Source organism: Dactylosporangium sp. CA-139114 (genome assembly GCF_050955725.1).
Classification (GTDB): domain Bacteria; phylum Actinomycetota; class Actinomycetes; order Mycobacteriales; family Micromonosporaceae; genus Dactylosporangium.
This window is the reverse complement of the sequence record NZ_CP192080.1, coordinates 6154706-6181615: the sequence shown is the minus strand read 5'-3', so window position 1 is coordinate 6181615 and position 26910 is coordinate 6154706. Positions and strand designations below refer to the sequence as shown.

Here is a 26910-nt window from a genome sequence, read left to right as displayed (position 1 = left end):
GCGCTCATCCCGCGGGCGTCGCGACTTGTGGCGGCGTGGCAGAGTGATCCCGTGCGTGCCGTCGACGTCGCGGTGGTGAGCGCGGCGCCCGCCCTGCTGAGGCTGCTGGCCGGTGACCGCGAGACGGTCCATCGTCCGGGCGGCACCACCGTCGTCGCGCGCATCGGCCCGCTGCTCGTCGCGGTCGAGCCGCCGTCTGCGTCCTCGCCGACCAGCGGCGTGCCGTACGCGCGTCGCCGGTTGTTCGCCGGTGTGGCCCGCGGCTTGCCACCGGTGCGCCCCGGCGACGTCCTGGTCCCCGCCGAGGTCGTCGGGCGGCCGGCGTACCGGCCCGACGCCGAGCTGCTCGCCCTGGCCCGAGCGATGCGGCCCGACGACTGGACTCCGGACCACTTCGCCCACAGCCCCGCCGTGCACCTCGGATCCGTGCTGGGCCGGTCCGAAGCACGCTCGCTGCCGGCCGGCGGCTTCTCGCTCATCGTGCTCGGCGCGGTCGATGCCGGCACGGACCCGGTGCTGCGAGCGGACGCCGTCGACGCGGCGGCGGCCTTCACACTCGCGCTGCTGCGCCGCCTCGCGGCCGACAGCCACGTCGCGGGCCGGCCCGGCAGGGTGTCGCCGAATCCGGCCCACCGCGTCAGCAGCGGCGTCACGCTCAGTGACATGCGGGACGGCGACTGCGGCGGCGGCGTCACACGTCCCGGCTGACGGGAGCTGTGGCCGGGATGGTCAGGAACACGGTGACCGTGCACCCGGGGTTGCGGTTCACGACGGTCACACCGTCGCAGAACTGCCGGCACAGCCACAGGCCGCGCCCACCCTCGGCGGTCAAGGGAATCGGACGGGTGCCGACCTCGTCGGGGTCCGCGATGCCGGGCCCGTCGTCGCTGACCTCACACCAGACCGCGTCGCCGTCGCTCCACAGCCGCAGCCGGCCCGTACCGGCCGCGTGTCGGATGCTGTTGGATGCCAGTTCACTCGCCACGACCAGCAGCCGGTCGAGCGTCGGTCCGGTCAGGCCCCATTGGGCGCCATGCGCGCCGACCGCTGCGCGCATGGCGTAGAGGTTGTCGGCATCGACGGTCAGGCTGAGCACCGCTGCGGCGGCGTCGGCGGCGCCGGGCGACTCGGCAGGCCGGTTGTCCCCGATTGTGTCGCTCATGCCTGGCGCCGTAGGTCGAGTTGCGTGGCCTGGCCGGCCCCGATGGCGTCGAACACCGCGGCGACCGGCGGCCGGCAGGTGACGATCATGCGGCGGTCCGTGGGGAGGGTGAGGGCGGCCTTGGCGACGATGGTGGCGCTGGCGACGTCAATGAACCGAAGCTTAGCCAGGTTCAGGTGAATCACGGAATCGAGTCGAAGCGCCTCGGCAAGGGCCTGCTCCAGCGGCTCGGCGTGGGTGAAGTCGAGCTCACCGGCGATGCGGATGCCCGCCGGCCGGTGCTGGCGGCAGATGCGCAGCAGGGGCGTGTCGTGGTATGCCAGCGCGGCGACGGCTCGGCCGTGCGCCTCGGTGACGAAGGCGAGCGACACCGGGTCGAACCGGTCCCGGTCGTACTGACACATCGCCGTCAGCCGTGCCCCATCGAACAGGTGGGCGCAGTGGCGTTCGAAGGCGATGAGTTGCTCGGCGGAGGCGACCGGCCGGGTCGCCCAGCTCATGTCGGCGCTGACCCGCAGCCCGCGGAATCCTCGGGCCGTGGCGTCGGCGAGATCCGAGGCCAGCGCGGCGATCATCTGCTCGGCGTGCGGCTCACCGCCCAGCCAGTCCGCCTGCCCGGAGCGAAGGTCGAGCTGGCCCCGCTCGATCGCCCCGTGCACGTCGACCTCCCGCAGCGCGAGGTCGAGCGCAAGGTCGTCAGGCGTGCTGGCGTCGGCGAAGCAGACGACCTTCTGCCCGCGCAGCAGGCCGGCGGTGACGAACTCGGCGACCACGTCGCTGCACTCGTCGTGATCGGTGAACGTCAGGCAGGCGTGGTCGCCGTCCTGTAACTCGTCGACCCTGACCGTATCCGCCATGACCACCGCCGCGCTCGATGCATCCGACACCGACCGGGGCCTTACCCGATCGTCGAGGAACGCAAACGAGGACGTACGGCGCACCACGGCCCGAGCCACGAGGGGATGAACCTCCTGGCCGTGGGTAGCGTCGCGAGCCGGGACTCGCTGAGGAGGGGCCGCATGGCGGATAGCTCGGACACGTCGGATACCGATGAGGGTGACCTTGCCTTACTCCGGGCGTATGAGCCGGTGGTCCGGTACACGGCGGGGGAGCTGTTCCTGCCCACAGCCGTCGGAGCCTACGTCGGCCGGGCCGCCCTGTGGCGACGGCGCCCGGGTGAACGACGCGACGAATGCCTGGCTCAGGCCGGGGAGCTGACGCTCGAGCGGTTGGCCGAAGCGGGGGAGCGGTTCGCCGGGGACGGGCTGTACCTGCGCCTGGTCGACCGCCCGATGCGTGGTGGCGAGTACCGGCGGTGGCGCCGTGATGCGGCGCAGCCGTCGTTCCGGCCGAGCAGCCGCTTCGCCGCCGTCGGGCTGTTCGCGCGGCTCGTCGACGCCGGACTCCGTGTGTCCCTGCTCGTGCGAGGCACGGTGCCCGGCGGCACCCGGGCGGCGGCGCACCACCTGTACGCCACGCACATGCAGGGCAGCGATCATCCCTACTACGCGAGAGTGTTCCGGGACGGCGGCTACGTCGCGCTGCAGTACTGGTACTTCTACCCGATGAACGACTGGCGCTCGACGTTCAGTGGCATCAATGACCACGAGGCCGACTGGGAACAGGTGACGATCTTCCTCGCGGAGACCCTCGGCGGCTCCTTGTGCCCCGCCTGGGTGGCGTTCTCGGCCCACGACGAGGTCGGCGACGACCTGCGCAGGCGCTGGGACGACCCGGACATCGAGTTCGTCGGCACGCATCCAGTGGTGTACGCGGGGGCCGGATCGCACGCCGGTGCCTATTTGCCCGGTGAATACGTGACGACCGTTGCCCTGGCGTGGCTCAACCGTCTGCGGGCCGTATCGCGGCAGGTGCTCCGGGCTCTGCCCTGGACCGGGGACGCGCCGGAAACGAGCGCAGGGGTCCCGTTCATCGACTACCACCGCGGCGACGGCGTGGGCATCGGGGTCGGCGAGCGCAGCGCCTGGCATCCGGTGCTCTTTGACGATGACACGCCGTGGGTCCGCGACTATCGCGGCTTGTGGGGGCTGGACACGCGCGACCACTTCGGCGGCGAGCGGGCACCGGCCGGCCCCCGCTACGAGCGGGATGGCGCGGTCCGGTCCGGCTGGGCGAATCCGGTGGCCTGGGCCGGCCTCGACGAGGAGTACCCGACCGCCGAGCACGGTGCCGTGTTGCTGGAGCGTCGCGCGAGCCGGCTGGAACGTCGCCTTGCCCGGCTCGCCGCCGAGATCGACGGCCGCCGTCGGGCGGCGCGTGAGTCGCGCGCCAGCAACCGGGCCAGGGCGGCCTTCGCGAGCCACACCGGCGCAGACAAGCCCCGCCGGCCCCGGACCGGCCCCGACCGGCACGGCGTAGAAGCCCTCGCGCGGTTGCGCACCGAGCAGACCGCCCTGCGCGAGGAACTCGACGCGATCGTCCGGGCGGGAACCCGGCCGCCCATCGATACTCCGCACGCCCACCTGCGCCGCCGCGCTCTCCCGCTCACCGCCGACACCCCACGCCAGCGGTTCCTGGCGATATGGTCGGCGGCATCGGTGTCGGTCATGCTGGCCGGGATCGCGCTCGTCGTGATCAGCCCACCCGTCGGAGTGCTCTGGTCATCCGCCGGTCTCATCGCGCTCATGCTGGCGATCGAGGCGGCCGCACGCGGCCGGCTGGTGCGGTTCACCGCGACCATGGGCGCGGCCGGTGCCGTCGTGTTCGCCGTCCTGGGCGCCGTCGAGGTCGTCGTCCGCAACTGGCGAGCCGGGGCGGCCGCCGTGCTGATTCTCGCATCATGCGCTCTGCTGGTCGCGAATCTGCGCACGTGGATGATCAACCGCTGAGCGGCATGGAGCCACGGCGGCGCGGCAGGTCTTCCCGGCGGCGGCGTGCAGCGCGTCATCAGGGTGGGCGGATCGGGGTAAACCCCGGGGCCGGACCGGCAGCGCGGAGGATGATCGCCGGTGCTCGCCGTGACACGATGCCACAACGGATCGATGGGGGGAGCGGCGAAATGGTGCTGTCGCGGCGGCAGATCCTGGCCGGAACAGGGCTCGCGGTGGCCGGGATGGCCGTCGGGGCGCTCGGCCGGCCCCTCGCCCAGGACGTGTTCGGCCTGAACCAGCCGCCGCTGGCCGGGGGCTACGCCTCGGCCGCCGACGTGCTGACCGACGCGGAGTCGCCGAGCACGACCATCACCTACCACGTGCGCACCGACGAGCCGGTCGTCGCGTTCACCTTCGACGATGGGCCCGCGCCGGAGTGGACGCCGATGGTGCTCGACGCCCTCGACGCGTGGCAGGTGCCGGCGACGTTCTTCATGGTCGGGCGCAACCTCAGCCAGCACGCCGCCGTCGTGCGCGGCCGGCTCGACCGGCACGAGGTCGGCAACCACACCTGGTCGCACGCCGACCTCGCCACCCTCGACCTCAACCAGGCCACCGCCCAGATCAACCGCGGCGCGGCGGCGATCCGCACGGTCACCGGCCGCACCCCGACCCTGCTGCGGCCCCCGTACGGCCACCTCGGCGGCTCCACCATCCTCGCCGCCGACAAGCTCGGCTACCGGCTCGTGCTGTGGTCGCAGCAGATGCGCGAGGCGCAGTACGAGAAGAACCCCCAGGGCGAGGTCCGCGACATCGTCGACACCGTCCGGCCCGGCTCGATCGTGCTGGCCCACGACGTCGGCGACCAGCGCCGGCTGGTGGCGCTGCGCCACCTCGGCGAGATGTTCGCCGGGTTGCGCGCCCGCGGCTTCCGGTTCGTGACCGTGTCCGAGCTGCTGGCCCTCGGCGCGGACGGCTCGGCCACGCGGTCCTGACGTCAGCGGCAGCGGCCGGCTCGGCCCGGGCCGGCCGGACGAACGCGGCTGGCCCGGGCCGGCCGGTGCCCCCGTTGTGGCGCACCGGCCGGCCGGGACCGGCGGTCAGGGGCTGGTGCAGGTGATGCCGCTGGGCGCCGGCGTGCTGGGGCCGGTGGCGGTGAAGCCGAACGTCGTCGTCGCGCCGGCCCCGAGGGTGCCGTTGTAGGCGGCGTTGCGGACGGTGACGTTGCCGGTGGTCCCGGTGTTGGTGCCGTTCCAGAGGCTGCTGATCGCCTGCCCGCTGGCCAGGGTGAGCCGGGTGGTCCAGCCGCTCAGGGTCGATGAGCCGCCGTTGGTGACCGTGACCTCGCCCTGGAAGCCGCCGGGCCAGCTGTTCACGGCCCGGTAGGTCGCGGTGCAGGCACCGGGCTGGCCACTGGGCGGCGGGCTGCTGCTCGGCGGGGTGCTGCTCGGCGGGGTGCTGCTCGGCGGTGGCGACGACACCGGCGGGCTGCTCGGCGGCGTCGTGTTCTGGAACTGCGAGAAGAACTTCCAGATCTCGCCCGAGGTCCACGTCCGGGCGTCGTTCGGCGAGCCCGAGCCGTCCACGGGGCTCGGGGTGTGGTCACCGTCGAACGCGGCCCACTGCACCGGGTATCCGGCCCGGCAGCCGGAGTACGCCGTGGTGATGTGGGTCAGGCTGCCCTGTGCCGGCTCCCGCGGGCTCTGCGCGGTGCAGCCGTTGTTGCGCACGAACGTGTCCCGCAGCGAGCGGCCGTTGCTGATGTTCAGCACGCTGTCGTGGGTACCGTGAATCCCGAAGTACGCCACCGGCTGGGTGCCGCCGTTGCAGCCGCTGAGGTTCGCCCCCGACAGCACCGTGACCGCCCGGAACACCGTCGGCCGCGCACACGCGATCGCGTAGCTCATCGCGCCGCCGTAGCTCCAGCCCAGGGCGAACACCTGGGTCGTGTCCACGCACAGCCCGCCCTCGACCAGCCGGGTCAGGTCGTCGACCAGCGTGAGGTCCCGCCCGTTGGTGTTGGCCCAGCCGTTGTCGATGCCCTGCGGCGCCACGAAGATGGCGCTGTTGCCCGACAGCGGCTGCAGCCCGTAGAAGCCCGCCGACGACACGTTCTGAGCCGTGCCGTTGAGCCAGTGCAGCGCGAAGATCAGCTTGTAGGGCCGGCTGCTGTCGTAGTTGTCCGGTACCCGCAGGATGTAGGTGCGGTTCTGGCCGCCGCTCTGGATCGTGCGGGTGCCGCTGGTCAGCGCCGGCGCCTGCCCGCACCCGGCGGTCGTGGCGAGCACGCCGCTGGTGGCGGCGGTCGCTGTCGCGCCGCGGCCGCTGAGCGCCTGGCCGGTCGTGACCGCGACGAGCACCGCGAGGGCCGCGAGTATGGGCACCGCGTGTCGACGTTGCAACACCGTCTCCTCCTTGTCGTTGCCGGTCCGCCATGCGGGCCGGATCTGGCTCAGTTGCGGATCCACTGCTGGTTGCTGCCGCCGTTGCAGGTCCACAGCTGCACGGCGGTGCCGTTGGCCGTGCCGGCGCCGTTGACGTCGAGGCACAGGCCGGATGCGACACCGGTGATCGTGCCGTCGGTGTTGACGCGCCACTGCTGGCCGGAGCTGCCGTTGCAGGTCCAGATCCTGGCCCGGGTCCCCGAGGCGGTGCCGGGCACGTCGAGGCACTTGTTGCCGTAGACGGTCAGCTGGTTGCTCGAGGTGGCGCTCCACTGCTGGTTGGCGCCGCCGTTGCAGTCCCAGATCTGCACGACGGCCCCGTCGGCCTGGCTGGCGCCGTTGACGTCCAGGCACCGGTTGGCGGCGGCGCTGCGCAGCTCGCCGGTCGGGCTGCCGGAGCCGCCGAGCGGGGTGACGGACAGGTTGTCGAACTGGGCGGTGACGCCCTGGCCGGTGCCGTAGCCGACCTGGCCGGCCACCCAGGCGGTATCCGAGACGCTGCCGACGGTCGTGCCGTCGATCGCCGCGGTCAGGCTGCTGCCGTTGACAGTGAGCGACAGCGTGTGCCAGCGCCCGGTTCCCAGGGCCGTCGTCGAGCCGGAGGCCAGTGTCCGCCAGTTGCCGCTGGTGTTGTTGCTGCGGATCGACCACGCACCGGAGTCGGTCACTCGGAAGTAGTAGCCGTTGAGGTTCTGCGGGCCCTGGTGGTTGTAGGTGTTGCCGCGCGCGACGAGCTGGGCGTAGCCGGACTTCTCGAGCATGACGTCGGAGGAGAAGGTGTAGTTGCGCCAGGTCAGGTCGCCCAGCAGCGTGTACGGCTCGGCCTGGCCGCTGGTCCAGTAGATCGGTGCCTGCTCCGACATCTGGCGCACGCACTGCCCGGTCCGCCCGCCGCCGCAGCCGGTGACCTCGAACGAGCCCTGCTGGTCCATGAGGTACTTCGCCTCGCGCCCGGTCGCGTAGCCGTCGAACGTGTCGCTGTAGGGCAGCTTCAGGTTGCCCGCCGCCGGACTGGCCGCGGTGCCCTTGCCCTGCCCGGACGTGGTCGTGATGCTGTACACGTAGCCGGGCTGGACGGTGAGCGAGAAGCCGCCGCCCGAGGGCGTGATGTCACTGCCGCGGACGAAGAAGTCGGCGGCGTTGCCGGAGCGGACGTTGGTGGACCACACGTGCACGGTGCCGGTGGACAGGCCGCCGGTCACGGTGAAGTTGAGCGTCTGGGCCGCGGTGGCGTCCATCGTCTCGATGACGGTGCTGTAGTCGCCGGAGCCGGGCGCTCGCAGCGAGACGTAGCTGCCGTTGGTGCGGTTGCCGCCGATGTAGCCGCTGGAGCTGTCCAGGTAGCGCCAGCCGGAGGCGGTGAACTGCGTCGTCTGCGCCATCACCCAGGCGTTGCGCCCGATCGAGTAGGCGCCCGACCAGGGCTGCCCGGCGACGGCCACGCCGGTGGTGGACCATGGGATGTTCGGCGTGATGGCCGCGATGACCGGCCAGTTGATGTACGCCGTCATCTTGCCGTCGATGTAGCCGCGGTTGATGCCCCGGGCGAGCGCGGCGGCGCCGGCGTTGTAGTCGTCGGAGCCGTTCTCGCTGGCCCACAGCGCCTTGCCGGTGGCCACGGCGTTGCCGGAGCTGGGGCAGCTGCTCTGGGCACTGCGGTACCCGCACACGTAGTGGCTGCCGAAGACCGACACGGCGCCGGCGAAGGCCGGGTCCCGCAGCGCCTCGTCCGCGGCGGCCCAGCCGAAGTCGTCCGACGCGACGAGCTTGACGTTCGGGTAGCCGCGGGCGTTGAGCGTGGAGCGCAGGTTCTTGTACCAGCCGGCGTTGTACCCCTTCTCGTTCCAACCGCCGAGATAGTCGATCGTCAGCCCGTGCCGGCCCGCGCAGTCGAGCCATGCCGTCAGGTAGTCGATCGCGTCATTGGTGAAGAAGGTGCCGTTGCCGACCCAGCCGGGAGCGCCCCAGGCCAGGCCCACCAGCCGGATGCCGGGGTTGCGGGCCTTGGCCTGCTCCATCAGCCACCACTCGTAGCCGCGGTTGCAGTCGATGACGCCGCGGGTGTGCTCGTGGCTCGGCTCGGCACCCGAGGTCGAGTTCGTGTCGCCGCCGATCTCGACCTTGAGGATCTGCATCGCGGCGCCGTAACCGGGCTTGAACAGGTAGTCCAGGATGTCGCTGCGCTGCGGCTCCGGATAGTCGACCAGCAGCCGGCTGTTGCCGCCGCCGCCGCTGACCGCGCCGATGCCGTCCAGCGTCCGCCCGGCTGATGCCCCGTTGATGGTGATCGCCGTCGCCGCCTGCGCCGGTGAACCGGCGCCGACGAGGGTGCCGGCGGCCGCGAGCACGATACCGGCCAGCGCGGCCAGGGCACGGCGGCCGGGCCGGTGATTTGTTCGCTGCATGCGAATACCTCGCAGTGTCGAGAGCGGTAACTCGCATGGAGTCTTGTCGATTTCGCGACATCGACGACAGGTGTGGGGCGAAATCCGCGTGTAATACGCGGCCGACCGTGAAAGTTGCACGCTGCGGGAGGCCGCTCGGGAAAAAGTGTTATGGACGGCGCGAAGGGAGGGTCGGCGCTCCCGCGTCAAGGGAATTGCAGCCGGACGGCCATGCAGGGGCCTGACCGGCCCCGGCCCAGCGCCGCGGCCACCATTCCCGGCCGTCGCAGATGCCCCTGGGGAAGTTACATTCGCCAATTGCCGTCGTCATCGCCGAATCGTGTCGGCCCCTTGAGTTGAGGCGCGTTCTCTGGCACTGTCGGCGGTGCTGTGAGCGCTCACACGCCAGCCCTGGGAGAACCCGTGAAGCCGCTGCATCGACTGCTGCTCGCCGCCGCAATGACCTTGGCCGCCGGGCTCGTCACCGGGATCGCCGCACCCGCCTTCGCGGCGCCGGTCACCATCACGCCCGGCGCGGTGTGGACCGACACCGCCGGGCGGGCCATCCAGGCGCACGGCGAAGGCATCACCAAGGTCGGCGGCACCTACTACTGGCTCGGCGAGGACAAGACGAACGGGTCGCCGTTCCAGAACATCACCTGCTACTCGTCGAGCGACCTGAAGAACTGGACGTTCGTCGGCAACGTGCTCACCCGTCAGGCAAGCGGCGACCTCGGCCCTAACCGCATCGTCGAGCGGCCGCACGTCATCTACAACGCCGCCACGGCCACCTACGTGATGTACATGCACATCGACAACACGAGCTACTCGGAGCGCAGGGCCGGCGTCGCGACGAGCCCGAGCGTCTGCGGCCAGTACACCTACCGGGGCAGCTTCAAGCCGGCCGGCCACGACAGCCTCGACGACACCCTGTTCCTCGACGGCAGCACCGCCTACCTGCTCAGCGAGGACCGCACCAACGCCAAACTGCAGATCTACCAGCTCTCGGCGGACTTCCTGAGCGTGACGGCGCTGGTCAAGACCCTCAACCAGTACGAGTCGCCGGCGATGGTGAAGATCGGCGGCACGTACTACCTGTTCGGCTCGCACCTCACCGGCTGGAACACCAACGACAACCAGTACGCGACCGCCTCCTCGATCACCGGCACCTGGAGCGCGTTTCGCAGCTTCGCACCGACCGGCACCAACACCTGCAACTCGCAGACCACGGCGATCCTGCCGGTGCAGGGCAGCGGCGGCACCGCCTACCTGTTCCTCGGCGACCGCTGGAACCCCGGCAACCTGCCCGACTCCCGCTACGTCTGGCAGCCGCTCACCATCAGCGGCACCACCGTCACCATGACCTGCCGGTCGAGCTGGAGTATCGACACCGCGACCGGCACGGTCGGCCCGGGCGACGGCGGCGGCGGCACGGTGCTGCGCGGCACGGGGTCCGGCCGTTGCCTGGACGTGCCCGACCGCTCCACCACCGACGGCACCCGGGTCGCGATCTGGGACTGCAACGGCGGCGCCAACCAGTCGTGGACGTACACCACGAACCGCCAGCTGACCGTGTACGGCACCAAGTGCCTCGAAGTCGCCGGCCAGTCCACCACACCGGGTGCGGCGGTACAGATCGCCACCTGCACCGGAGCCGCCAACCAGCAGTGGGCGATCAACGCCGACGGCACCGTCACCGGCGCCCAGTCCGGCCTGTGCCTCGACGTCACCGGCGCCGCCACCGCCAACGGCACCAAGGTCGAGGTCTGGACCTGCAACGGCGGCAGCAACCAGTCCTGGAGCCGCACCTGATCGGCGCCTCGCGGCTGGGCCGGACGGCTCCAGCTGCCGGTGATCGAGCAATCGGCGTCAGCCCTTGACCGCGCCGGCGGTGAGCCCCTCGGTCAGGTAGCGCTGCCCGAATGCGTACATGACGACGACGGGGATGCTGACGAGCAGCGACGCGGCGGCGAGCTGGCCCTGCGGCACCACGTCACCGATGATCATCGACTGCATGCCGACGGGCAGCGTCTTGTACTCGTCCTTGGTGATGAACACGAGCGCGAACAGGAACTCGTTCCAGGCGTTGGTCAGGGTGAACATCGCGACCGCCAGCAGCCCCGGCCGGGCCAGGGGCAGCACGACGCGGCGCAGCGCCTGGACGCGGGTGCAGCCGTCGACCAGCGCGGCCTCCTCCAGCTCGACCGGGATCGACGAGAAGTAGCCGGTCAGCAACCATGTGGCGAACGGCAGCGTGAACGTCGGATACGTCACCACGAGGGACCACAGCGAGTCGGTCAGCCGCGTCCCGATCAGCAACTGGTACAGCGGGATGAACAGCAACGCCCCGGGCATCACGTAGGTGAGCAGCACCGTCACGGTGAACCCCTGCGCGCCGCGGAACCGCAGCCGGGCCAGCGCATACCCCGCCAGGGCGGCACAGACCAGCGCCACCGCGGTCGAGGCCACGGACACGAGCACCGTGTTGAGGTACCAGCGGCCGAACGGCTTCGTGGTGAACAGGTCGCCGAACTGCTCCAGGGTCCACGGCGTCGGCCACAGGTCGTGCACCCGCATGACGATCTGGCCCTCGGACTTGAAGGCGGTGACCGCGATCCAGTACAGCGGGGCCAGCACGAACACCAGCAGCGCGGCCAGCGCCAGACCGGACCCCAGCCGCGACACCACGGCCGACGCCCGGCGCTGGCCCCCGGCCTGCAACGCCGAGGTCACCCGGCCGACCGCCGCCGCGATCAGCGCGATCACGCCCAGCACCACCGCGGCCTTCCAGAAGATGTGTGGCGACGCCCAGGCCAGCAGGCCCGTGACGACCGCCGCCACGACCCACGGCACCGCCCTGCGCACCGCCGTGGGCCGCCCGCGGGGCTCGGCGTCGGCGTCCCGGCGCAGCAACCGGACCAGGAAGAACACCAGCGCGCCGATGACCGGCAGCATCACCAGCGTCACCGCCGCGCCCGCCCCGTACTGCAGCTGCAGGATCGCCTTCGAGTAGGCCACCAGCACGTACGGCGTGGTCGCGTCGCCCGGGCCGCCCTGGGTCAGCAGCCAGATCAGGTCGAAGTTGTTGAACGTCCAGATCGACGACAGCGTCACCGTCACCGTGATCACGTGGCGCAGGCCGGGCAGCGTCACGTGCGAGAACCGCTGCCACGCCGAGGCGCCGTCGACGGTCGCCGCCTCGTAGCGGTCGGCCGGAATGGCCTTGAGCCCGGCCAGGAACGCGATGGTGAAGAACGGCACGCCCTTCCACACGTTGACGAGGATCACCGACGGCATCGCCAGGGCCGGATCGGACAGCCACCCGGCGGGCCACTCGTCGACCAGGTGCACGGCGGCCAGCAGCGGGCCGATCCCCGAGCCGGTGAGCAGGGCGTTGACGCTGCCGAAGATCGGGTCGAGCAGGGAGCGCCAGCTGAACGCCGTCACCACGGTCGGCACGACCCACGGGAGCAGGAGCAGACCGGCCAGCAGCGCCCGCCCGCGCCGCCGATGGTGCAGCAGCAGGGCCGCGGCCAGGCCGAGCACGACCTTGAACACCTCGGCGTACGTGGTGAAGACGAAGGAGTTCGTCACCCCGGTGCGGAACTGCTCGTCGCCGGCGAGGGCGAGGTAGTTGTCCAGGCCGACGAAGACGCTGTCCGGGCCGTGCCGTTCGGTGGTGCTCGTGACGATCGAACGGGCGATCGGCACGAGCACGAGCGCACCGACCAGGACCGCCGTCGGCGCGAGGAACAGCGCCGCCAGCCGCCAGTCGCGGCCGAGGCGCCGCTGGGCCGCGGTGAGGGAGCCGGGCCCCGGCGGCGCGGACGGCCGGCGCGCCGGTGCGGTGCGCACCGTGGTCACTGCGTCAGGCCCTGCTGGTTGAAGATCTGCACCATCTTCGTGTGCGCGGCCTGCACCGCCTGGGCCGGCGCCGTGCCCTGGATGACCTGCTGCATCATGTCCGTCAGCACGTACGCGCCGACGGCCGCCTGCTGCCCGGCACTGGCCTTCTGCGGGAAGTTCAGGCCGTTGCTGGTGGACAGTGGCAGTGCCTGCTGGGTGATCTTGCGCATGATCGGGAACGCCGGGTCGCCGCTGGTGAAGAACGGGTCGGCGTCCCAGACCTTCTCCCAGGCCGGCAGCGCGAGGCCGGGCGCCTCCTTCGCCACGCCGACCAGGGCCGGGGCGCTGACCAGGTACTGGGCCAGGAGCTTGGCCAGCGCGGTGTTCTTGGCCCCCTTGAACACGACGAACCCCTGGGACTGGCCGAGCAGCAGCGGCTTGTCGGTGGCCGGGCCGGTGCAGTCGGCGAAGACGTGGGTGTTGTCGTAGACGGGATTCTTCTTCGTCTTGGAGTCGGCGTAGACGCTGAACTGGTTGCGGGTGTAGCCGAGGATGCCGGCCAGCCAGTTCTCGTTGTTGCTGGAGTCGGTCCAGGAGGCCACCCCGGGCGGCAGCATCGGCTTGTACTTCGGGTTGGTGTAGATGTCGCCCAGGAACGCCACCGCCTGCACGGTCTCGGGGGAGTTGAACGTGACCTTCCGGCCGTCGTTGGAGGCGATCGACCCGCCATACGCGTTGATCAGCGCCTCGATCATGCCGTTGGCGTCCCCGGACCGGTTCACCGTCATGCCCCAGCCGAACCGGCGCTTGCCCGGGTCGGAGATCGCCAGGCACAGGTCCCGCAGCTCCTCCCAGCTGTACACCTCCTTGGGGGAGATGCCCTTGTCCCGCATCCAGTCCTTGCGCAGGAACGACCCGATGCCGATGAAGTGGTACGGAATGGCGAACCATTTTCCGTCGAAGACGCAGAAGTTCTTGGACTCCGCGGTGGGCTCGCCGTAGATGGCGGTCAGGGCCCGCACGACGTCCGACACGTCCTCGAGGTCGCCCAGCGCCTGGAACTGGGCGACGAACCGCGAGTCGGTCATGAACGCCAGGTCGCGGGCCGTGCCGCCCTTCACCTCGGCGTCGATCTTGGCCACCACGTCGCCGGCGTCGGCCTGGACCAGGCTGTTGCCGATCGTCGTGCCGGTGGCGTCGGCGAACTTCTTGATCGAGCTGTTCAGGGCCGCGTTCGCCGCCTCCGAGTACAGCTTCTGCGACAGCATGCCCATCGACGTGCCCTTCAGCGACGCCGCCGCGTCGAGCAGTTCCTTCGGCACCTCGGCCGGCGCCTGCGGGGCCGGTGTCGTGCCGCCGCCGCACGCGGCCAGGCCGGCCGCGCCGAGCACGCCCGCCCCCATCGCCAGAAAGCTGCGCCGGGTCCACAATGGATGGTCTTCCATGGCCGTTCGCCTCCTCCACGTTCCGAAACTCTCGGGGCATTTTCGATATGTTTCGGATGTGCGCCGAACGGTACGACGATGAAATGGCAACGGTCAATACCGAAATTCCCTGCGGCGTCTCAATGAATGCATTTATCGCAGAAGGCATTGGCGCATGCACCCGAGGCGCCGCGCTGTTCGAAATTTCGAACACGGTTCGATATTTCGATCCGAGTGGTGGCGACCATAGAGGACCGAGTGAGCAGTGTCAATGCGTGGGCCGGTCGCGGTACCCGAGCCGGGCCGACAGCTCCGCGGCCCCGTCGCGCACCAGCCGCGTCCAGTCCGCGTGCGTCGCGGGCGTCCAGCGCATGATCGGCGCCGAGATGCTCATCGCCGCGACGGTCGCACCCGTGTGGTCGCGCACCGGCGCGCCCACGCAGCGCACCGCGCCGTCGGACTCACCGTTGTCGACCGCCACGCCCGCGGCCCGGATCTCGTCGAGCTCGGCCCGCAGCCGCCGCGGGTCGGTGATGCTGTCCGGGGTCATGCCGGGCAGCTGGGCCGGCAGCCGGGCGTCGAGCTCGGCCGGGTCGAGGCTCGACAGCAGCATCTTGCCCACCGCCGTGCAGTGCGCGGGCAGCCTCCGGCCGACTGCGGACACCATCCGGACGGGGTGGGTGCTGTCGGCCTTCACGAGGTAGATCACGTCGGCACCGTCGAGCACCGCGGCGTGCACGGCCTCGTGCGAGGCGGCGGCGACGCTCTGGGCCACCTCCTGCGCCTCCCGCACCAGGTCCAGCCGTCCGGCGAACGCGGCGCCGAGCTGGAACAGTGGCATCCCGAGCCGGTAGCGGACCGGCTGGCCCGGCACGGAAACCAGGTAGGAGCGGGCGACGAGCGTGACGAGCAGCTCGTGGACGGTGGTGCGCGGCAGGCCGAGGCCCTCGGTGATCTCGCGAGCCGAGAGCTCGGGGCGATCCAGGAACAGTTCGAGAATGTCGAGGGCGCGGGTGACCGCCGGTACCACGCGGGGCATGTGGGTATCCTTTCGCAGCGTTTGCGTCCGGATATTGTCCTCGGCCATCAGCGCGGACGATGCTGCCGCGCTGCCGCATGCCGGCGGTCGGCTCAGCGGAGCAGGAACGCGGTGACGGCTTCGGCCACCTCGGCCGCGCCCTTGTGTTCTGGTCCGAAGTGGTCCAGCTTCGGGAATGTGCGGACGCGGGCGGACGGCAGGACCTCGGTGAGCCGGTCGAAGGCGGGGGCGACGTGCGGCAGTCCGCTCTTGCCGCCGGCCATGAGCAGGACGTCCGCGGACACCTCGCGGTAGTTGGGGTAGCTGTCGTCGAGCCGGCCGACCTGCTCGTGTTCGTGCAGGTTGGCCTCGAGCAGCTGGAAGATCTTCGCTCGTTTCGCGCCGCGGAACGCCAAGCGCAGGATGGCGGCCATGAGCCATCTGGGGTTGCGGCGGGCCGCGGCGGGGCCGGTGCTCATGGCGAAGGTGGCGAAGGCGTCGAACGGGCGCCCCTGGTCGAGGAGCCGGCGGTACGGTGCCGTCCAGTCCATCGGGAACAGTCCCTGGACGCTGACGCCGGGCTCGTACAGGGCCAGCTTGGCGATGCCCGGGTCGCGGCGGGCCGCCTCCAGGGCGACGAGCCCGCCGTAGCTGTGGCCGAAGACGTATCGGGCGCCGGTGGCCGCGCGCACCGCGGCGAGGTCGGCGCATTCGGTCTCGATGCTGTAGCCGGGGCCTTGCGGGCCGCTCCCGGTCCGTGCGCGCCGCTGGACGGTGTGGACGGTGAAGTGGGTGGCGAGCGCGGTGGCGAGTGCGGTGTAGTCGCCGGCGTCGTTGAGGGCGCCGGGGATGATCAGGATGTCCGGCCCGGTGCCGGTGGTGTGGTAGCTGATCGTGGTGCCGTCGGGGGAGTTGGCGGTACGCACGGTGGTCGTGGCGATCATGGTCAGCTCCTCGGGATGTGGTGGGTGTCGCGGTGGGCGGCCCGGGTGCCAGGGCTGTCGAGGGCGGCGTTCAGCTGCCGGGTGTGGGCCAGGTAGGTGTCGAACGGCACGCCGGTGGACTCGACCAGCTCGGTGAGCCGTCGGATCAGGTCGGTGCCGGCCTGTTCGACCAGCGCCCGGCCGGTGTCGGTGAGGGCGATCTGCCGGCGGTTGCCGCCGGCGGGGTCGGGCGCCACGGTGAGCAGTCCCGTTTCGGCCAGAGCGGCGACCATCCGGCTCATCGACGGCTCGGTCACGGCCAGGCTGTCGGCCAGCGCCCGCTGGGTGGACACGCCCAGCTCGCCGAGCATGACCAGGACCATGAACCGCCGGTAGGACAGCCCGTGTCCGGTGCGCAGGATCTGGTCACCGGCCCGTTCGAGGCGGGACAGCAGCGTGTGCAGCTCCAGCCCGAGATTCTTCGAGTGGTTCACGCCGCTAGCTTAGCATTCTAAGTTAGAACTGCAAGTTACTCGCTCCGCAATGGCGGCCGCCCGACCTCGTACCGCAAGCAGGCGAAGTCCCCGTTGCGCCTGACGTCGTGCAGCGTCAGGTCGAGCGGCCGCGGCAGCAGCGCGGCGCCCGATCCCAGCGTTGCGGGCGCGACGGCCACGAGCAGTTCGTCCAGCAGCCCGGCGTCGGCGAACTGGCCCGTGAGGTCGCCGCCGCCCATGACCCAGACGTTGCGGCCCGCGGCGGCCGCGACCATCTCGGCGTGTACCGTCGCGACATCACGGCTGGTGAAGACGATCGGCGCCGACGAGCGCAGCCGCGGCAGCTCGCGATGGGTGAAGACCCAGCACGGCTGGTCGTACGGCCAGGCGGGGTCCGCCGGATCCGTGCCCGGGCTCGCGTGCGCGACGATCCACTCGTAGGTGTTCGCCCCCATCGCGATCGCGCCGACCGAGGAGATGAACGCGCGGTAGCCGGGCGGACCGCCGTCGTCGCTGCGGGCGGTGAACAGCCACTGCAGCGAGTGGTCGCGATCGGCGATGAAACCGTCGAGGGTGGCGGCGACGTAGTACTGGGTGAGGCTCATCGGTCCGGCTCCTTGTCGGGTTCGCGTTTGGACCGCGGCTCAGTCGACGGCCGCGGTGAGTGTCGGCCGGCGGGCCCGCCAGGTGGGCACCGCGGGTCCCCGGGGGCGAGCGGCAGGCCACGCGCATCCCCGTCGGCTCATGACGAGCGCCCTCCCTTCGGCGACGGATGTAACCGATGTAGCCTTCGTCGTCAGTGACACCGTAGGGCGAGATTGGGTGACCGGTCAAGTGAAGTTAGACAGTTACACCGATGCCGGCGTGATCGTCTCCATCGATCTCGTCAACCAGCTGACGGCCGCTGGCGGCCATGCCGTGCCCGCAGCCGGAGACGAACTGGGCGCGCTCACGCGGATCCTCGCGTTCGATCCGCCGTCGCTGGCCGCTCTGGGCGCGGATGACGTGCCCGGCTTCGTCGCGCTGGCCCGGGTGCTCCGCGAAGTCTTCGACGACCTGCGCGGCGATGATGTCGATGCTGCCGCGCAGCGGCTCAACACCCTGCTCGCGCGCTCGCCGGCCCAGCCGCACCTGGCCAAGGAGGAGGGGCGCTGGCGCCTGCATCACCATCCGGTCCACGCCGAGCTGGTTGCGATGTATACGGCGATCTGCGCCGAGGCGCTGGCCCGCGTCGTCAGTGCCGGGGACGCCGACCGGCTCGGCACCTGCCAGGCGCCGGACTGCGGACGGGTCTTCGCCGATGTCTCCAAGAACGGCAGCCGCCGCTTCTGCACCACGACCTGCCAGAACCGGGTCAAAGTCACAGCCTTCCGCCGCCGCCGCGGCGGGGCCGGCACGCCGCCGGCCGAACAGCCACTGGACCAACGACGTCAGCCACGGTGACCTGGCCCCCAGCAACCCCGGCCAGACCACGCGTCAGCTGACCCGGGGGCCGCCGTGCCTTGCGGTGGTGACGTCCAGCCGGATGGGCAGGGCGGGCGCGTCGAGAGCGTGCCTGGCGTGGGTGAGGGCGTTGTCCTCGATGTTGTGCCGCAGGCCGGCCAGGTCGGCGTCAAGGTCGGCGTGGACGGTGACGGTCAGCCGCGGGTGGGCCGGGTTGCCTTCCACGTGGGTGCGGGCGGAGCTCACGCCGCGGTACTGTTCGATCTCGCCGGAGACGGCGTCGCGCAGCGCGGCGGAGATGAGTGTGGTGCGGCCGGCGGCGCGATCGCCGGCCACACCGCCGGCCACGCGGATGCCGGCGAGCCGCCCGGTGGAGAACAGGATGGCGTGCAGCCAGCGCAGCGCCAGAAGCGCGACGACGATCGCGAACACCGCCACGGCCGGCCACAGCCAGCGGCGTTGGGCGATGGCGAAGCGGACGACGTCGTTGTCCACCAGGGTTCGGTGCGCCGCGCGGGCGCCGAAGAACTCCGCCCCGAGCAGCAGTCCGGTCACGCCCATGCCCAGCAGGATCAGTCCGAGGACGGCCAGCGCGACGCGGTTGGTGCGGTCGGCGTGCATCAGTGCGCCTTGGCGGAGATGCGCACGGTCACTTTCGGGGGCCGGTGCAGTTGGAGCGCGTCGAGGCGGGATCGCGCGGCCTGCGTGACGCTGTCGCGCAGCGAGGCCGCCGGTACCGCTTCGCGGGCGATGGACTTCGCGTGGACGCGGAGGTGCCGGCGCCGGATGGTGACGTCGGCGTCGTCGACGCCGTCGACGTCGGTGACCGCGTCCCGGACCGTCTGCCTGACGCAGCGGCGGGTGTACGCGGCGTCGGTGGCGGGGTTGTCGCTGTCGGTCCTCAACCTCGCCGGCCGGCGCGGCTTGAGCTCCATGCCCAGCAGGGCCAAGCCGACCACCGCGAGCAGCACGCAGATGAGCCGGACCTCACCACTGGCCCACGTCATGTGGCTGCCCCACCGGTACACGGCGAGCCAATCCACCGCGATGGGCCGGTGGCCCGTCAGGACCGCGACGACGTCGACCACGATCACCACCGCGCCCGCGACGAGCGCGAGGCTGACGATCAGGGCAAGCAGCCGGTTGACCAGTCTCACAGCGCCCTCCTGCCCATGGTCGTCACCGCACCCGCAACGACGGGATTCCCGTGGCCAGGTCGGTCACGACGATGCGGACCTCGGCGATCGTCAGGCCGGTCAGGGAGGTCAGCCGTTCCCGCACGTGACGGCGGACCGCGGCCGTGACCCTCGGCACCGACGCCGGCCAGCGCACGCTGATCTCCAAGTCTATGACGGCGACATCGCCCGCGACGCGGGCCGATGCCTTGGGCCTGGCCCGGCCAAGGACACGCCGGGCAGTGGCCACGGCGTCGGGCAGTTCCAGCGCCGCACGTGCGGCGAGCTTCGCCACCACCCTCTCGGCGACGGTGATCGAGCCGGGCGGCTGCTCGGCCGCATGGAGCTGCGGATGGCCCGGCATCACTTGCCGCTGCGGGTGATGCGGTAGCTGCGCAAGTCCACGTCGCCGGCGACCACCTTGGCAACGCCGTAGCCGACGGCCGTGAACAACGCGACGATCAGCATCTGGCCGAAGCTGCCGAAGGCCACCGCGAATCCCAGCGCCATGCCGATCGCGGTGCCGAAGGCGATACGGTTCATACCCTCACGTCCCTGGAGAAGGCCTCTCTGCGGAAATGCGGATCGGCTAGCGGACCCGTGTCACCCGGCTCACCCGGCGCTGCCGGGCCAGGACCCGCAGCAGCCGGACCAGCAACGGCCGACGGCGCACGACGGTCACCCGGACCCGCCGGGCCGCCCCCGCCGCGGCAGGCTCGTCGAACGCCGCCAGGCCGGCGATGAACACCGCCGCGTCACCGCCGAGGTCGGGATGGTGGGCCCGGATGAAGGCCCGTCGCCGCGCCCGGCGCTGCAGGTCATCGCTCAGTGCTTCCACTCCACCGTCTCCCGGCCCGCCGGCCCGGCAACTGCCGGCGGTGGGTCGGTCAGGTCGGCGATGACGACGTCGACGCGCCGGTCCGCCGCGAGCGTCCGCAGCGCCTGGCGAACCTGCACGGCGACCTCGGCGGCGGGCACGCCCCACCGCGCCCGGATCGCGATCTCCAGCCGGTGCGGCCTGATGCGCACACCGCCGACCCGCTGCCCGGGCAGGTAGGTTGCCGGGCCGCCGAGGAGACCGGTGACCAGGCCGGCGACGGCTGGGCAGGTGTCCACCGCGGCGGCCACCGCCGCCACGTCGACGCCGTGCACCACGGCCCGCGGCGAGGCGGACGCGGTGGTCATGACACCCGCGACTCGCCGGATGCTTCGTCGGACTCGGGCAGGTGGACGTCGTCGACGTTGACGTTGACCTCGACGACTTCCAGCCCGGTCATCCGCTCGATGGTCTGCTTGACGTTGCGCTGGATGCCACGGCCGAGATCGGCGATGCCGACCCCGTATTCGACGACGACGTCCAGGTCGACCGCGGCCTGCGTCTCGCCGACCTCGACGCCGACGCCCTGGGCGACGTTGGGCCCGCTGCTGCCCGGAATTCTCTCGCGCAGCGCTCCGAACGCGCGGCTGGTGCCGGCACCCATGGCGTACACGCCGGCGACTTCCCGGCACGCGATACCGGCAATCTTCTGTACTACGCCTTCGGCGACGCTGATCTTGCCCTCCTCGGTGGCGAGCCGGTTGTGCTGCGTCGGGCCCTTGACGTCCGTGCCGCCGCGGGCCGCCGGCCTCGTCTCGCCGGTCCTCGGCGGGTTCTGGGTCTGGGTCATGAGACGTGCGCTCCTTCGTGATCGAGGGCCACCGTCATGTGTTAGACACCCGAGCCGGCGAAACCTCGCGCACCGGCGGCAGGTTTTCTCTATGTGCTCGCGGGCACCTCAGCGACCATGGGCCCCCGTTCCCCGGACGTCAGACGGCAGGCCCGGACCGTGGTCGGCCCCACCGACGACACGATGCTGGTGCGGCGCGCCCGGGACGGCTGCCTCGACGCATACCGTGTCCTCGTCGAACGCCACGCCCCGCGCGCCTACCGGGTCGCCCTCGGCGTGGTCGGCAGACACGAGGATGCCGAGGACGTCACCCAGGAGGCGCTGCTGGCCGCCTGGCTCGCCCTGCCGACCTTCCGAGGCGACGCCAGCTTCGCCACCTGGCTGCACCGCATCGTCGTCACGCGGGCGCTGAACAGGAGCACCCGCGCCGCGCGGACCCGCCCGCTGGACGCGATGCCCGAACCGGCCGATCCGGCCCGTGGCCCAGCGGAGCAGGCCGAACAGCACCTGGCCGCCGTCGCGGTCACCGAGGCCGTCGCCGGGCTGCCCGCCGCGCAACGCGTCGCACTTGTCCTCTACCAGTTCGAGGGGCTCAGCTACGACGACATCGCCGCGATCACCGACAGCACCGTCCCGGCGATCCGCAGCCACCTGTACCGCGCCCGGCGCACGCTCGCCACCAGGCTGCACGACTGGAGGTGACGGCCGCGTCCCGGCCACCCCTCCGGGAACTTCGGTGGATCACCCAGAGAATCTGGGCTCAAGACACTAGACATGCTCTCCAGGGCCGGCTAGTCTTCTTAGCGTAGAGAACAGGGAGTACGAGAAACGCTGACGAGCCGCCCCGACAGTTGGGCGGAGAGCTGAGCCGGCAACACCACGGTTCGCTCGGCACGGTAGTACGAGGTAGAAGCCCCGGATGTTCGGGGTGCAAGTGGGCGGGCCGGAGATTCGTTGGCGGCGTCGCCCGGAGAGCAGCTCCGCCGGCGGTGGGTTCGTGAATTTGCGTGGTCCCCAGCATCGGCGGAGTGCAGCAAAGAGCAACACAAGAGAAGACAGAGGAAAGGGAGGGCTCTGCACCGTTGGATCGCCCGCACCGGCAGCAGTTCAGCTGGGCGGACACCGTTGTTTCCATCGAACGAGAGGTGGTCACCGGTCACGCTTATGCGATCCTCGCACCCGACGCCGTCTGTGGCGTACGGGGCGGAAAAGACAAGCCGACGGATACGTCGGTAGATGGTGTTCGACCCATAACCCTTGGGCCCCGGCGCGACAGTGCCGGGGCCCTCGACTCGGAGGCGCTATGGCCCAACCCGATGACCTGTTCGGCGACGAGGATTACCCCGCCTACACGATGGGCCGTGCCGCGGACATCGTCGGCACGTCACAGGACTTCCTTCGCCGTCTTGACGAGCTGAAACTCATCACCCCGCAACGCTCCGCCGGCGGACACCGCCGGTACTCCCGCTACCAGCTGCGCCTCGCCGCCCGCGCCCGGGAAATGGTCGACCAGGGCACCGCCGTCGAGGCCGCCTGCCGGATCATCATCCTCGAAGACCAGCTCGAGGAAGCGCTGCGTATCAACGCAGAACGCCACCCCACCTGACCTCCATCCGGCCCGACCAGCATTCCACCGGCCGCTGTGGCTCGGGTCTCCAGCGACATCCACGCATCGCGGTGCGGCTCAAACAACGCAGACCGTGTGCGTCCGGGTCGGCGGCCAGCGGTACGTCGATGGGGCCGCACCAGGCCTACCCGGACCGACTGTTCGTCCGGTGCCGCCAGGAGGTCCAGACCGGCGCTGCCGGGCCGTTGCCATCCGGGACGCGCCGTTTGAGCGTGACTTCACCGCGAAGCGCCCGAACGGAGCTGTGGGTCACCGTCGACGCGCTGCTGGCGACCTGGGGGTGTTGCCGTTGTCGCCGCCGGCGGCGACGACCACGATGCCGGCCTTCTCGGCCACCCGAAGTCAATTCGTGTCGCGGCCCTCGGCTGGATGCGATTCGTGGCATGTTCCACCGGCTGAATCCGCGACGCCCTCCGGCGCACGAAGGACACGGCGACAGAGCAAGCCGCTCGCGTGTCCGGAACCTGGAAGGGCTTCCCCATGAGCATTCGTCTGACGTTGCGCCGCGCCGCTGCCGGAGCCGGGGCGCTCGGGGCCGTCGCCGCCGCCACACTGCTGGTCGCGCCGCCGGCGCATGCGGCCGGGCCGAGCAAGGTGTCGGTGGTGCACGGGATCCCGGGACAGCCGGTCGACGTGTACGTCAACGGCAAGAAGACCCTCGACAACTTCCAGCCGTCGAAGGTCGCCGGCCCGCTGGACCTGCCGGCCGGCAACTACGACATCGTCATCGTCAAGCCCGGCGACCCGGTCACCAGCCCGATCATCAAGGTCGACCAGGCGGCCGTGCCCGCCGACGCGAACATCAGCCTGGTGGCGCACCTGACGGCCGACGGCAAGCCGACGTTGACCCCGTTCGTCAACGACACCACGACCCTGGCCCCCGGCAAGGCCCGGCTGGTCGTGCGGCACACGGCGGCGGCCCCGGCCGTCGACGTCCGCGCGGGCGGCCAGCCGGTGTTCAAGAACCTCACCAACCCGAACGAGGCCAAGGCCGACCTGCCGGCGGGGACCGTGCGTGCCGACGTCGTCCTGGCCGGGACGAGCACGGTGGCGATCCCCGCTGCCGACCTGAGCCTGGCCGAGGGCACCTCGACGATCGTCTACGCCGTCGGCTCCGCCGAGGGCAAGACGCTCGGCGTGGTCGCCCAGACCATCACCGGCCTGCACGGCACGCCCGGCGGCGTCCCCTCCGGCAGCGGCGGCGCGGCCGACCGGGGCCCGGCCGCCTGGGTGTACCTCGCCGGCGCCCTCGGCCTGCTGACCGCCCTGGCCGGTGGCTTCGCGCTGCGGAAGTCCCGGGTCCGGGCCTGATGTCACGGACCCGGGCTGCGGCCTGGTCCGCCGTCGCCGCCGGCATTGTCACGATGCTGGCGGCGGCGGTGACCGCCTGCGCCCAGCAGCCGGCACCCCCGACCGGCACGCCACCCACCGTGGCCAGCTCGGCGGGTCCGGCACCGCAGGTGAGCGCCGCACCGGCGGCTGTCGCGCCGACCGGCCTGAACATCGACCGGCTCAAGCTCGACGTCAAGGTCGCCCCGGCCGGCGTCGATGACAAGACGGGCGACTTCGCCGTCCCGCCCAGCGTCGACGTCGTCGGCTGGTACAAGTGGGGCCCGGCGCTGCATGCCACCACAGGATCGATCGTCATCGCCGGCCACGTCGACAGCGCCGAGCAGGGGCCCGGCGCCTTCTTCCACCTGCGCGATCTCGAACCCGGCGACCCGGTCACCGTGACCGGTTCCGACGGCAGCACCCGGCGGTTCACCGTCACCGCCCGGGAGGTGTACCCCAAGGCGAAGATCCCGCTCGAGCGGTACTTCGCCCGCGACGGCGCTGTGCGGCTCACCCTCATCACGTGCGGAGGCCCGTTCGACGCGAGCACCCGGCACTACCGCGACAACGTCGTCATCACCGCCCAGCCCGCGGCGTGACGCCCGGCAGCCCCGGCCCCACTTCGCTGGGCGTCGGCACGCAACGGCCTGGCAGTGGCCACCTGGCGCCTCCTTTGACAAATGGAGATTGTGTCCATATCTTCGAAGTGGAAACAATCTCCATTTTTAGGCCTCATCGACCGTGACCACGTCACCGGCGACCGGGGTCATGACCGTGAGGCGCGGTATGAAGGTTCTGATGTTCGGCCGGGGCGTTGTCGCCGTGGCGTACGGGTGGGCGCTGGAGCGGGCCGGGCACGAGATCGAGTTTTACGTACGCCCCGGTCGAGCGGCGAAGTACGCAACGACAGTCGACCTCGAACTGCTCGACGCGCGGCGCCGGCTGCGAGGGCGGCGCGTCACCGAGAAGTGGCCGGTGCGTTACCGCGAATCGCTGGAGCCGGACCACGACTTCGACCTGATCGTGGTGAGCGTGCAGCACTACAGTTTCGCTCAGGCCGTGTCCTTCCTGGCGCCGCGCGTAGGCAAGGCAACGGTGCTCGTCTTCAACAACCTGTGGGTCGAGCCGTCGGCCGCGGTCGACGCCCTGCCCGCCAACCAGGTGGCCTGGGGCTTCCCCGGCGCTGGTGGCGGCTTCGGCGACGACGGCGTGCTGCGCGCCGCCCTGCAGCCCGTGACCTTCTTCGGCACCCTCGGCGCACCGCCGACCGAGCGCGAGCAAGCCGTGCGCACGGCGTTTCGCCAGGCCGGGTTCAGAACCCGGGAGAGCACCGACTTCCGGGGCTGGCTGATGATCCACTTCATCCAGAACGCGGGCCTGCACACGCAGAGCTTGCAACTGGGCTCCCTTGCCGCGCTGGCCGGGAAACCACGCCACGTACGCGAGGCGATTCTTGCCACCCGCGAACTCCTGCCCCTCGCCGAGGCGCGCGGCGTCGACCTGCGGCGACATCGCAGCGACGTGCTGCCGTTCACGGCGCCCATCTGGCTGGCAGCGCCGGTGCTCAGCTGGCTTTTCGGTCACTTCCCGCCGGTGCGCACGGTGATGGAGGCGCACGCCAACCCCGACGAACTGCGTGCGGTTTGCCGCGACACCCTGGCCGAAGCGCGCCGCCTGGGCGTATCAGTGCCGCGGTTGGAGGCAGCCGAGCCCTACTTCGCTGCTGGAAACGACATTTGACGGCACCACGCTGTCGTTTCCGCCGACGCTCCCTCCGCCGATGAGTCAGTCCAGGTCGGCGAGGTCCAGCACCAAGCGGTACCGCACGTCGCCGCGGCCGAGCCGGGTGAGGGCCTCCCCGACGCGGGCCGAGGCCAGCAGCTCGATGTCGGCGGTGATGCCGCGCTCGGCGGTGAAGGACAGCAGCTCGGCGGTGTGCTTGGTGCCGCCGGTGCCCGACGAGGTCAGGTTCTTGCGCCCGAAGGTCAGCTCCATGATGCGCACCGGAGTCTCGATCGGGGCGCCGAGCACGTTGAGGGTGCCCTCCAGCGCGAGCAGGCGCAGCAGCGGCGAGAGGTCGTGCGGCGCGGCGATGGTCTCGAGGATGAGGTCGAACGGCATCGCCGGCGCGCGCATCGACCGCATCATCGCGGCGGCCCAGACCAACAAGGCGCAGTTGTACGGCTACTTCGGCAGCAAGGACGGCCTGTTCGACGCGGTCATCGACGACCGCACCGCGCGCATCCTCAGCGCCGGGCCGTTCGACGCCGACGACCTGCCCGGCTGGGCCGTCGGGCTGTACGACGAGAACCTGCGCCACCCCGACCTGGTCCGCCTCATGGCCTGGCTGCGGCTGGAGCGGCGCCCGGCGGGCCGGCTGGGCGACCAGCGCTACGACGACGCGAAGCTCTCGGCGATCACCCGGGCCCAGGCGGCCGGCCGGGTGCGCGCCGGCGACCCGTTCGACCTGTTCGTCCTGGTGCTGGCCATGGCGATGGCCTGGTCGCCGGCGAGTGGCAGCTACGCGGCCACGCCGGAGGAGCCGGAGGCCGACCACGACCGCCGCCGTGCCCTGCTGCACGACAGCGTCCGGCGCGCCGTGACACCGTGACGCCGCGCCATCGGCGTGAAGTCGCGAAGCGGACGCTGTCCGGACGGCCGGCGATCCGGTCGGCCGCGCGAGACGGGGTTTGGCCCAACGGTGGTGCTCGAGCCCTGCGGGGGTGTTACGGCCCGGGCCGGCGCAGGTACTCAGCAATGTGCTGGTGCTTGCGGTCGCGGGCCTTCGCCCCCTTCTCCGCGGGCGTCTCCTCGGCGATCGGGGTCTTCACCGAGCGCGCGACCTCTTCCTTGTTGCGGTAGACGACCGGTGGCATCCCGCGAATCGCCTTGAGGACGTCGGGTGGTGCACCCTCCCGCTCCGCCTCCCGCAGCAACGCATCCCTGTCCGCCGGGTAGTCAACCGCGTTCAGGTACCGCAGTACCTCCTGCGTAGTAGCCATGTCTGGTGCGGTACCCAGGAGGGGCCGCTCAACCCCTCCCGCTCGGGATGCGCGGGCACGCGATGCGTGCTCGCGCCGGAAACGCTACAGACCGGCCCCGGCGCGCCGATCAGCCGGAAGGACGAGATCGTTGCGCAC

At 71.2% G+C, this 26910-nt stretch carries 30 protein-coding genes; 11 read left to right on the top strand and 19 right to left on the bottom strand.

The features are described 5' to 3' along the window. The first annotated feature begins 51 nt into the window (after positions 1 to 51). Positions 52 to 708, top strand: a complete 657-nt coding sequence (locus ACQP2P_RS27300; RefSeq protein ID WP_433605430.1) for a hypothetical protein — start codon at positions 52 to 54, stop codon at positions 706 to 708. Here the strand turns inward: ACQP2P_RS27300 and ACQP2P_RS27295 are convergent. Continuing rightward, the gene (locus tag ACQP2P_RS27295) at positions 692 to 1162 is read right to left on the bottom strand and encodes an ATP-binding protein (RefSeq protein WP_433605428.1); all 471 of its coding nucleotides are present in this window, start codon (positions 1160 to 1162) and stop codon (positions 692 to 694) included. The genes ACQP2P_RS27300 and ACQP2P_RS27295 overlap by 17 nt on opposite strands. Further along, entirely contained in the window at positions 1159 to 2118 is a 960-nt protein-coding gene (locus ACQP2P_RS27290; protein WP_433605426.1) for an MEDS domain-containing protein, read from the bottom strand. The genes ACQP2P_RS27295 and ACQP2P_RS27290 overlap by 4 nt, the downstream gene beginning before the upstream one ends. 63 nt (positions 2119 to 2181) lie before the next feature. Between ACQP2P_RS27290 and ACQP2P_RS27285 the strand changes: the two genes are divergently transcribed. Next, positions 2182 to 4011: a hypothetical protein gene (locus ACQP2P_RS27285; RefSeq protein ID WP_433605424.1), complete on the top strand. Its 1830-nt coding sequence runs from the start codon at positions 2182 to 2184 to the stop codon at positions 4009 to 4011. Positions 4012 to 4181: 170 nt separating this feature from the next. Next, positions 4182 to 4988 carry a polysaccharide deacetylase family protein gene (locus ACQP2P_RS27280; protein ID WP_433605422.1) on the top strand — a complete coding sequence of 269 codons (807 nt, stop codon included), beginning with the start codon at positions 4182 to 4184 and terminating at the stop codon, positions 4986 to 4988. 105 nt (positions 4989 to 5093) lie between these two features. Here ACQP2P_RS27280 and ACQP2P_RS27275 read toward each other — a convergent pair whose 3' ends face one another. Next, complete coding sequence (locus ACQP2P_RS27275) at positions 5094 to 6398, bottom strand: cellulose binding domain-containing protein (RefSeq protein WP_433619284.1); 1305 nt, start codon at positions 6396 to 6398, stop codon at positions 5094 to 5096. Positions 6399 to 6445: 47 nt separating this feature from the next. Further along, positions 6446 to 8842 (bottom strand): ricin-type beta-trefoil lectin domain protein, encoded by a 2397-nt coding sequence (locus ACQP2P_RS27270; protein WP_433605420.1) that lies wholly within the window; start codon positions 8840 to 8842, stop codon positions 6446 to 6448. 402 nt (positions 8843 to 9244) lie between these two features. Between ACQP2P_RS27270 and ACQP2P_RS27265 the strand changes: the two genes are divergently transcribed. Further along, complete coding sequence (locus tag ACQP2P_RS27265) at positions 9245 to 10633, top strand: ricin-type beta-trefoil lectin domain protein (RefSeq protein WP_433605418.1); 1389 nt, start codon at positions 9245 to 9247, stop codon at positions 10631 to 10633. Positions 10634 to 10690: 57 nt separating this feature from the next. Here ACQP2P_RS27265 and ACQP2P_RS27260 read toward each other — a convergent pair whose 3' ends face one another. The 6 genes from ACQP2P_RS27260 to ACQP2P_RS27235 all read right to left on the bottom strand — a co-directional run bounded on the left by ACQP2P_RS27260 (position 10691) and on the right by ACQP2P_RS27235 (position 17131). Further along, positions 10691 to 12676: an ABC transporter permease subunit gene (locus ACQP2P_RS27260; protein WP_433605416.1), complete on the bottom strand. Its 1986-nt coding sequence runs from the start codon at positions 12674 to 12676 to the stop codon at positions 10691 to 10693. Between the two features lie 5 nt (positions 12677 to 12681). Next, positions 12682 to 14112 carry an extracellular solute-binding protein gene (locus ACQP2P_RS27255; protein WP_433605414.1) on the bottom strand — a complete coding sequence of 477 codons (1431 nt, stop codon included), beginning with the start codon at positions 14110 to 14112 and terminating at the stop codon, positions 12682 to 12684. Between the two features lie 247 nt (positions 14113 to 14359). Then, entirely contained in the window at positions 14360 to 15130 is a 771-nt protein-coding gene (locus ACQP2P_RS27250; RefSeq protein WP_433605412.1) for an IclR family transcriptional regulator, read from the bottom strand. A 92-nt stretch (positions 15131 to 15222) separates the two neighbouring features. After that, on the bottom strand, positions 15223 to 16053 hold the full coding sequence (locus ACQP2P_RS27245; RefSeq protein ID WP_433605410.1) for an alpha/beta fold hydrolase: 831 nt from the start codon (positions 16051 to 16053) through the stop codon (positions 15223 to 15225). A gap of 2 nt (positions 16054 to 16055) precedes the next feature. Then, positions 16056 to 16526 (bottom strand): MarR family winged helix-turn-helix transcriptional regulator, encoded by a 471-nt coding sequence (locus tag ACQP2P_RS27240; RefSeq protein WP_433605408.1) that lies wholly within the window; start codon positions 16524 to 16526, stop codon positions 16056 to 16058. A 35-nt stretch (positions 16527 to 16561) separates the two neighbouring features. Continuing rightward, the gene (locus ACQP2P_RS27235) at positions 16562 to 17131 is read right to left on the bottom strand and encodes a dihydrofolate reductase family protein (RefSeq protein ID WP_433605406.1); all 570 of its coding nucleotides are present in this window, start codon (positions 17129 to 17131) and stop codon (positions 16562 to 16564) included. Between the two features lie 217 nt (positions 17132 to 17348). Here ACQP2P_RS27235 and ACQP2P_RS27230 point away from each other — a divergent pair, with 217 nt between their 5' ends. Continuing rightward, a complete protein-coding gene (locus ACQP2P_RS27230; protein WP_433605404.1) occupies positions 17349 to 17969 on the top strand; it encodes a CGNR zinc finger domain-containing protein in 621 nt (206 codons plus the stop codon). A gap of 33 nt (positions 17970 to 18002) precedes the next feature. Here ACQP2P_RS27230 and amaP read toward each other — a convergent pair whose 3' ends face one another. From amaP to ACQP2P_RS27195, 7 genes are read right to left on the bottom strand one after another with little or no spacing between them, the layout of a single operon-like run. Beyond that, positions 18003 to 18590, bottom strand: coding sequence for an alkaline shock response membrane anchor protein AmaP (gene amaP / locus ACQP2P_RS27225; protein WP_433605402.1), 588 nt, complete (start codon positions 18588 to 18590; stop codon positions 18003 to 18005). After that, on the bottom strand, positions 18590 to 19126 hold the full coding sequence (locus ACQP2P_RS27220; protein ID WP_433605400.1) for a DUF6286 domain-containing protein: 537 nt from the start codon (positions 19124 to 19126) through the stop codon (positions 18590 to 18592). The genes amaP and ACQP2P_RS27220 overlap by 1 nt, the downstream gene beginning before the upstream one ends. Positions 19127 to 19148: 22 nt before the next feature. Then, entirely contained in the window at positions 19149 to 19508 is a 360-nt protein-coding gene (locus ACQP2P_RS27215) for an Asp23/Gls24 family envelope stress response protein (protein ID WP_433605398.1), read from the bottom strand. After that, complete coding sequence (locus ACQP2P_RS27210; protein WP_433605396.1) at positions 19508 to 19687, bottom strand: hypothetical protein; 180 nt, start codon at positions 19685 to 19687, stop codon at positions 19508 to 19510. The genes ACQP2P_RS27215 and ACQP2P_RS27210 overlap by 1 nt, the downstream gene beginning before the upstream one ends. 46 nt (positions 19688 to 19733) lie before the next feature. Further along, positions 19734 to 19982, bottom strand: a complete 249-nt coding sequence (locus tag ACQP2P_RS27205) for a hypothetical protein (protein WP_433605394.1) — start codon at positions 19980 to 19982, stop codon at positions 19734 to 19736. Next, positions 19970 to 20329, bottom strand: coding sequence for a hypothetical protein (locus ACQP2P_RS27200; RefSeq protein ID WP_433605392.1), 360 nt, complete (start codon positions 20327 to 20329; stop codon positions 19970 to 19972). The genes ACQP2P_RS27205 and ACQP2P_RS27200 overlap by 13 nt, the downstream gene beginning before the upstream one ends. Further along, positions 20326 to 20811: an Asp23/Gls24 family envelope stress response protein gene (locus ACQP2P_RS27195; RefSeq protein WP_433605390.1), complete on the bottom strand. Its 486-nt coding sequence runs from the start codon at positions 20809 to 20811 to the stop codon at positions 20326 to 20328. The genes ACQP2P_RS27200 and ACQP2P_RS27195 overlap by 4 nt, the downstream gene beginning before the upstream one ends. A 117-nt stretch (positions 20812 to 20928) precedes the next feature. On the opposite strand from ACQP2P_RS27195, the gene ACQP2P_RS27190 reads away from it, so the two are divergent. The 5 genes from ACQP2P_RS27190 (at position 20929) to ACQP2P_RS27170 (ending at position 25510) form a co-directional block, all read left to right on the top strand. Further along, complete coding sequence (locus ACQP2P_RS27190) at positions 20929 to 21513, top strand: RNA polymerase sigma factor (RefSeq protein WP_433605388.1); 585 nt, start codon at positions 20929 to 20931, stop codon at positions 21511 to 21513. A 601-nt stretch (positions 21514 to 22114) separates the two neighbouring features. Next, positions 22115 to 22417: a MerR family transcriptional regulator gene (locus ACQP2P_RS27185; RefSeq protein ID WP_350627042.1), complete on the top strand. Its 303-nt coding sequence runs from the start codon at positions 22115 to 22117 to the stop codon at positions 22415 to 22417. A 501-nt stretch (positions 22418 to 22918) separates the two neighbouring features. Next, positions 22919 to 23749: a DUF4397 domain-containing protein gene (locus tag ACQP2P_RS27180; RefSeq protein WP_433605386.1), complete on the top strand. Its 831-nt coding sequence runs from the start codon at positions 22919 to 22921 to the stop codon at positions 23747 to 23749. Further along, complete coding sequence (locus ACQP2P_RS27175; RefSeq protein ID WP_433605384.1) at positions 23749 to 24369, top strand: class F sortase; 621 nt, start codon at positions 23749 to 23751, stop codon at positions 24367 to 24369. The genes ACQP2P_RS27180 and ACQP2P_RS27175 overlap by 1 nt, the downstream gene beginning before the upstream one ends. Before the next feature lie 187 nt (positions 24370 to 24556). Beyond that, positions 24557 to 25510 carry a ketopantoate reductase family protein gene (locus ACQP2P_RS27170; RefSeq protein ID WP_433605382.1) on the top strand — a complete coding sequence of 318 codons (954 nt, stop codon included), beginning with the start codon at positions 24557 to 24559 and terminating at the stop codon, positions 25508 to 25510. Positions 25511 to 25555: 45 nt separating this feature from the next. Here the strand turns inward: ACQP2P_RS27170 and ACQP2P_RS27165 are convergent, their stop codons facing one another. After that, positions 25556 to 25906 carry a hypothetical protein gene (locus ACQP2P_RS27165; RefSeq protein ID WP_433605380.1) on the bottom strand — a complete coding sequence of 117 codons (351 nt, stop codon included), beginning with the start codon at positions 25904 to 25906 and terminating at the stop codon, positions 25556 to 25558. Here ACQP2P_RS27165 and ACQP2P_RS27160 point away from each other — a divergent pair. After that, positions 25875 to 26381 (top strand): TetR family transcriptional regulator, encoded by a 507-nt coding sequence (locus ACQP2P_RS27160; protein ID WP_433605378.1) that lies wholly within the window; start codon positions 25875 to 25877, stop codon positions 26379 to 26381. The two genes, ACQP2P_RS27165 and ACQP2P_RS27160, sit on opposite strands and share 32 nt — an antisense overlap. Before the next feature lie 115 nt (positions 26382 to 26496). On the opposite strand, the gene ACQP2P_RS27155 is transcribed toward ACQP2P_RS27160, so the two are convergent. Continuing rightward, on the bottom strand, positions 26497 to 26772 hold the full coding sequence (locus ACQP2P_RS27155; protein ID WP_433605376.1) for a DUF2795 domain-containing protein: 276 nt from the start codon (positions 26770 to 26772) through the stop codon (positions 26497 to 26499). Positions 26773 to 26910 lie beyond the last annotated feature (138 nt).

Coding starts and splice junctions, on each gene's coding strand:
- ACQP2P_RS27295 (WP_433605428.1), bottom strand. CDS start 1,162: ATGAGCGACACAATCGGGGACAACCGGCCTGCCGAGTCGCCCGGCGCC.
- ACQP2P_RS27285 (WP_433605424.1), top strand. CDS start 2,182: ATGGCGGATAGCTCGGACACGTCGGATACCGATGAGGGTGACCTTGCC.
- ACQP2P_RS27280 (WP_433605422.1), top strand. CDS start 4,182: ATGGTGCTGTCGCGGCGGCAGATCCTGGCCGGAACAGGGCTCGCGGTG.
- ACQP2P_RS27270 (WP_433605420.1), bottom strand. CDS start 8,842: ATGCAGCGAACAAATCACCGGCCCGGCCGCCGTGCCCTGGCCGCGCTG.
- ACQP2P_RS27255 (WP_433605414.1), bottom strand. CDS start 14,112: ATGGAAGACCATCCATTGTGGACCCGGCGCAGCTTTCTGGCGATGGGG.
- ACQP2P_RS27250 (WP_433605412.1), bottom strand. CDS start 15,130: ATGCCCCGCGTGGTACCGGCGGTCACCCGCGCCCTCGACATTCTCGAA.
- ACQP2P_RS27245 (WP_433605410.1), bottom strand. CDS start 16,053: ATGATCGCCACGACCACCGTGCGTACCGCCAACTCCCCCGACGGCACC.
- ACQP2P_RS27235 (WP_433605406.1), bottom strand. CDS start 17,131: ATGAGCCTCACCCAGTACTACGTCGCCGCCACCCTCGACGGTTTCATC.
- amaP (WP_433605402.1), bottom strand. CDS start 18,590: ATGCACGCCGACCGCACCAACCGCGTCGCGCTGGCCGTCCTCGGACTG.
- ACQP2P_RS27215 (WP_433605398.1), bottom strand. CDS start 19,508: ATGCCGGGCCATCCGCAGCTCCATGCGGCCGAGCAGCCGCCCGGCTCG.
- ACQP2P_RS27210 (WP_433605396.1), bottom strand. CDS start 19,687: ATGAACCGTATCGCCTTCGGCACCGCGATCGGCATGGCGCTGGGATTC.
- ACQP2P_RS27200 (WP_433605392.1), bottom strand. CDS start 20,329: ATGACCACCGCGTCCGCCTCGCCGCGGGCCGTGGTGCACGGCGTCGAC.
- ACQP2P_RS27195 (WP_433605390.1), bottom strand. CDS start 20,811: ATGACCCAGACCCAGAACCCGCCGAGGACCGGCGAGACGAGGCCGGCG.
- ACQP2P_RS27190 (WP_433605388.1), top strand. CDS start 20,929: ATGGGCCCCCGTTCCCCGGACGTCAGACGGCAGGCCCGGACCGTGGTC.
- ACQP2P_RS27185 (WP_350627042.1), top strand. CDS start 22,115: ATGGCCCAACCCGATGACCTGTTCGGCGACGAGGATTACCCCGCCTAC.
- ACQP2P_RS27180 (WP_433605386.1), top strand. CDS start 22,919: ATGAGCATTCGTCTGACGTTGCGCCGCGCCGCTGCCGGAGCCGGGGCG.
- ACQP2P_RS27175 (WP_433605384.1), top strand. CDS start 23,749: ATGTCACGGACCCGGGCTGCGGCCTGGTCCGCCGTCGCCGCCGGCATT.
- ACQP2P_RS27170 (WP_433605382.1), top strand. CDS start 24,557: ATGAAGGTTCTGATGTTCGGCCGGGGCGTTGTCGCCGTGGCGTACGGG.
- ACQP2P_RS27160 (WP_433605378.1), top strand. CDS start 25,875: ATGAGGTCGAACGGCATCGCCGGCGCGCGCATCGACCGCATCATCGCG.
- ACQP2P_RS27165 (WP_433605380.1), bottom strand. CDS start 25,906: ATGCGCGCGCCGGCGATGCCGTTCGACCTCATCCTCGAGACCATCGCC.
- ACQP2P_RS27155 (WP_433605376.1), bottom strand. CDS start 26,772: ATGGCTACTACGCAGGAGGTACTGCGGTACCTGAACGCGGTTGACTAC.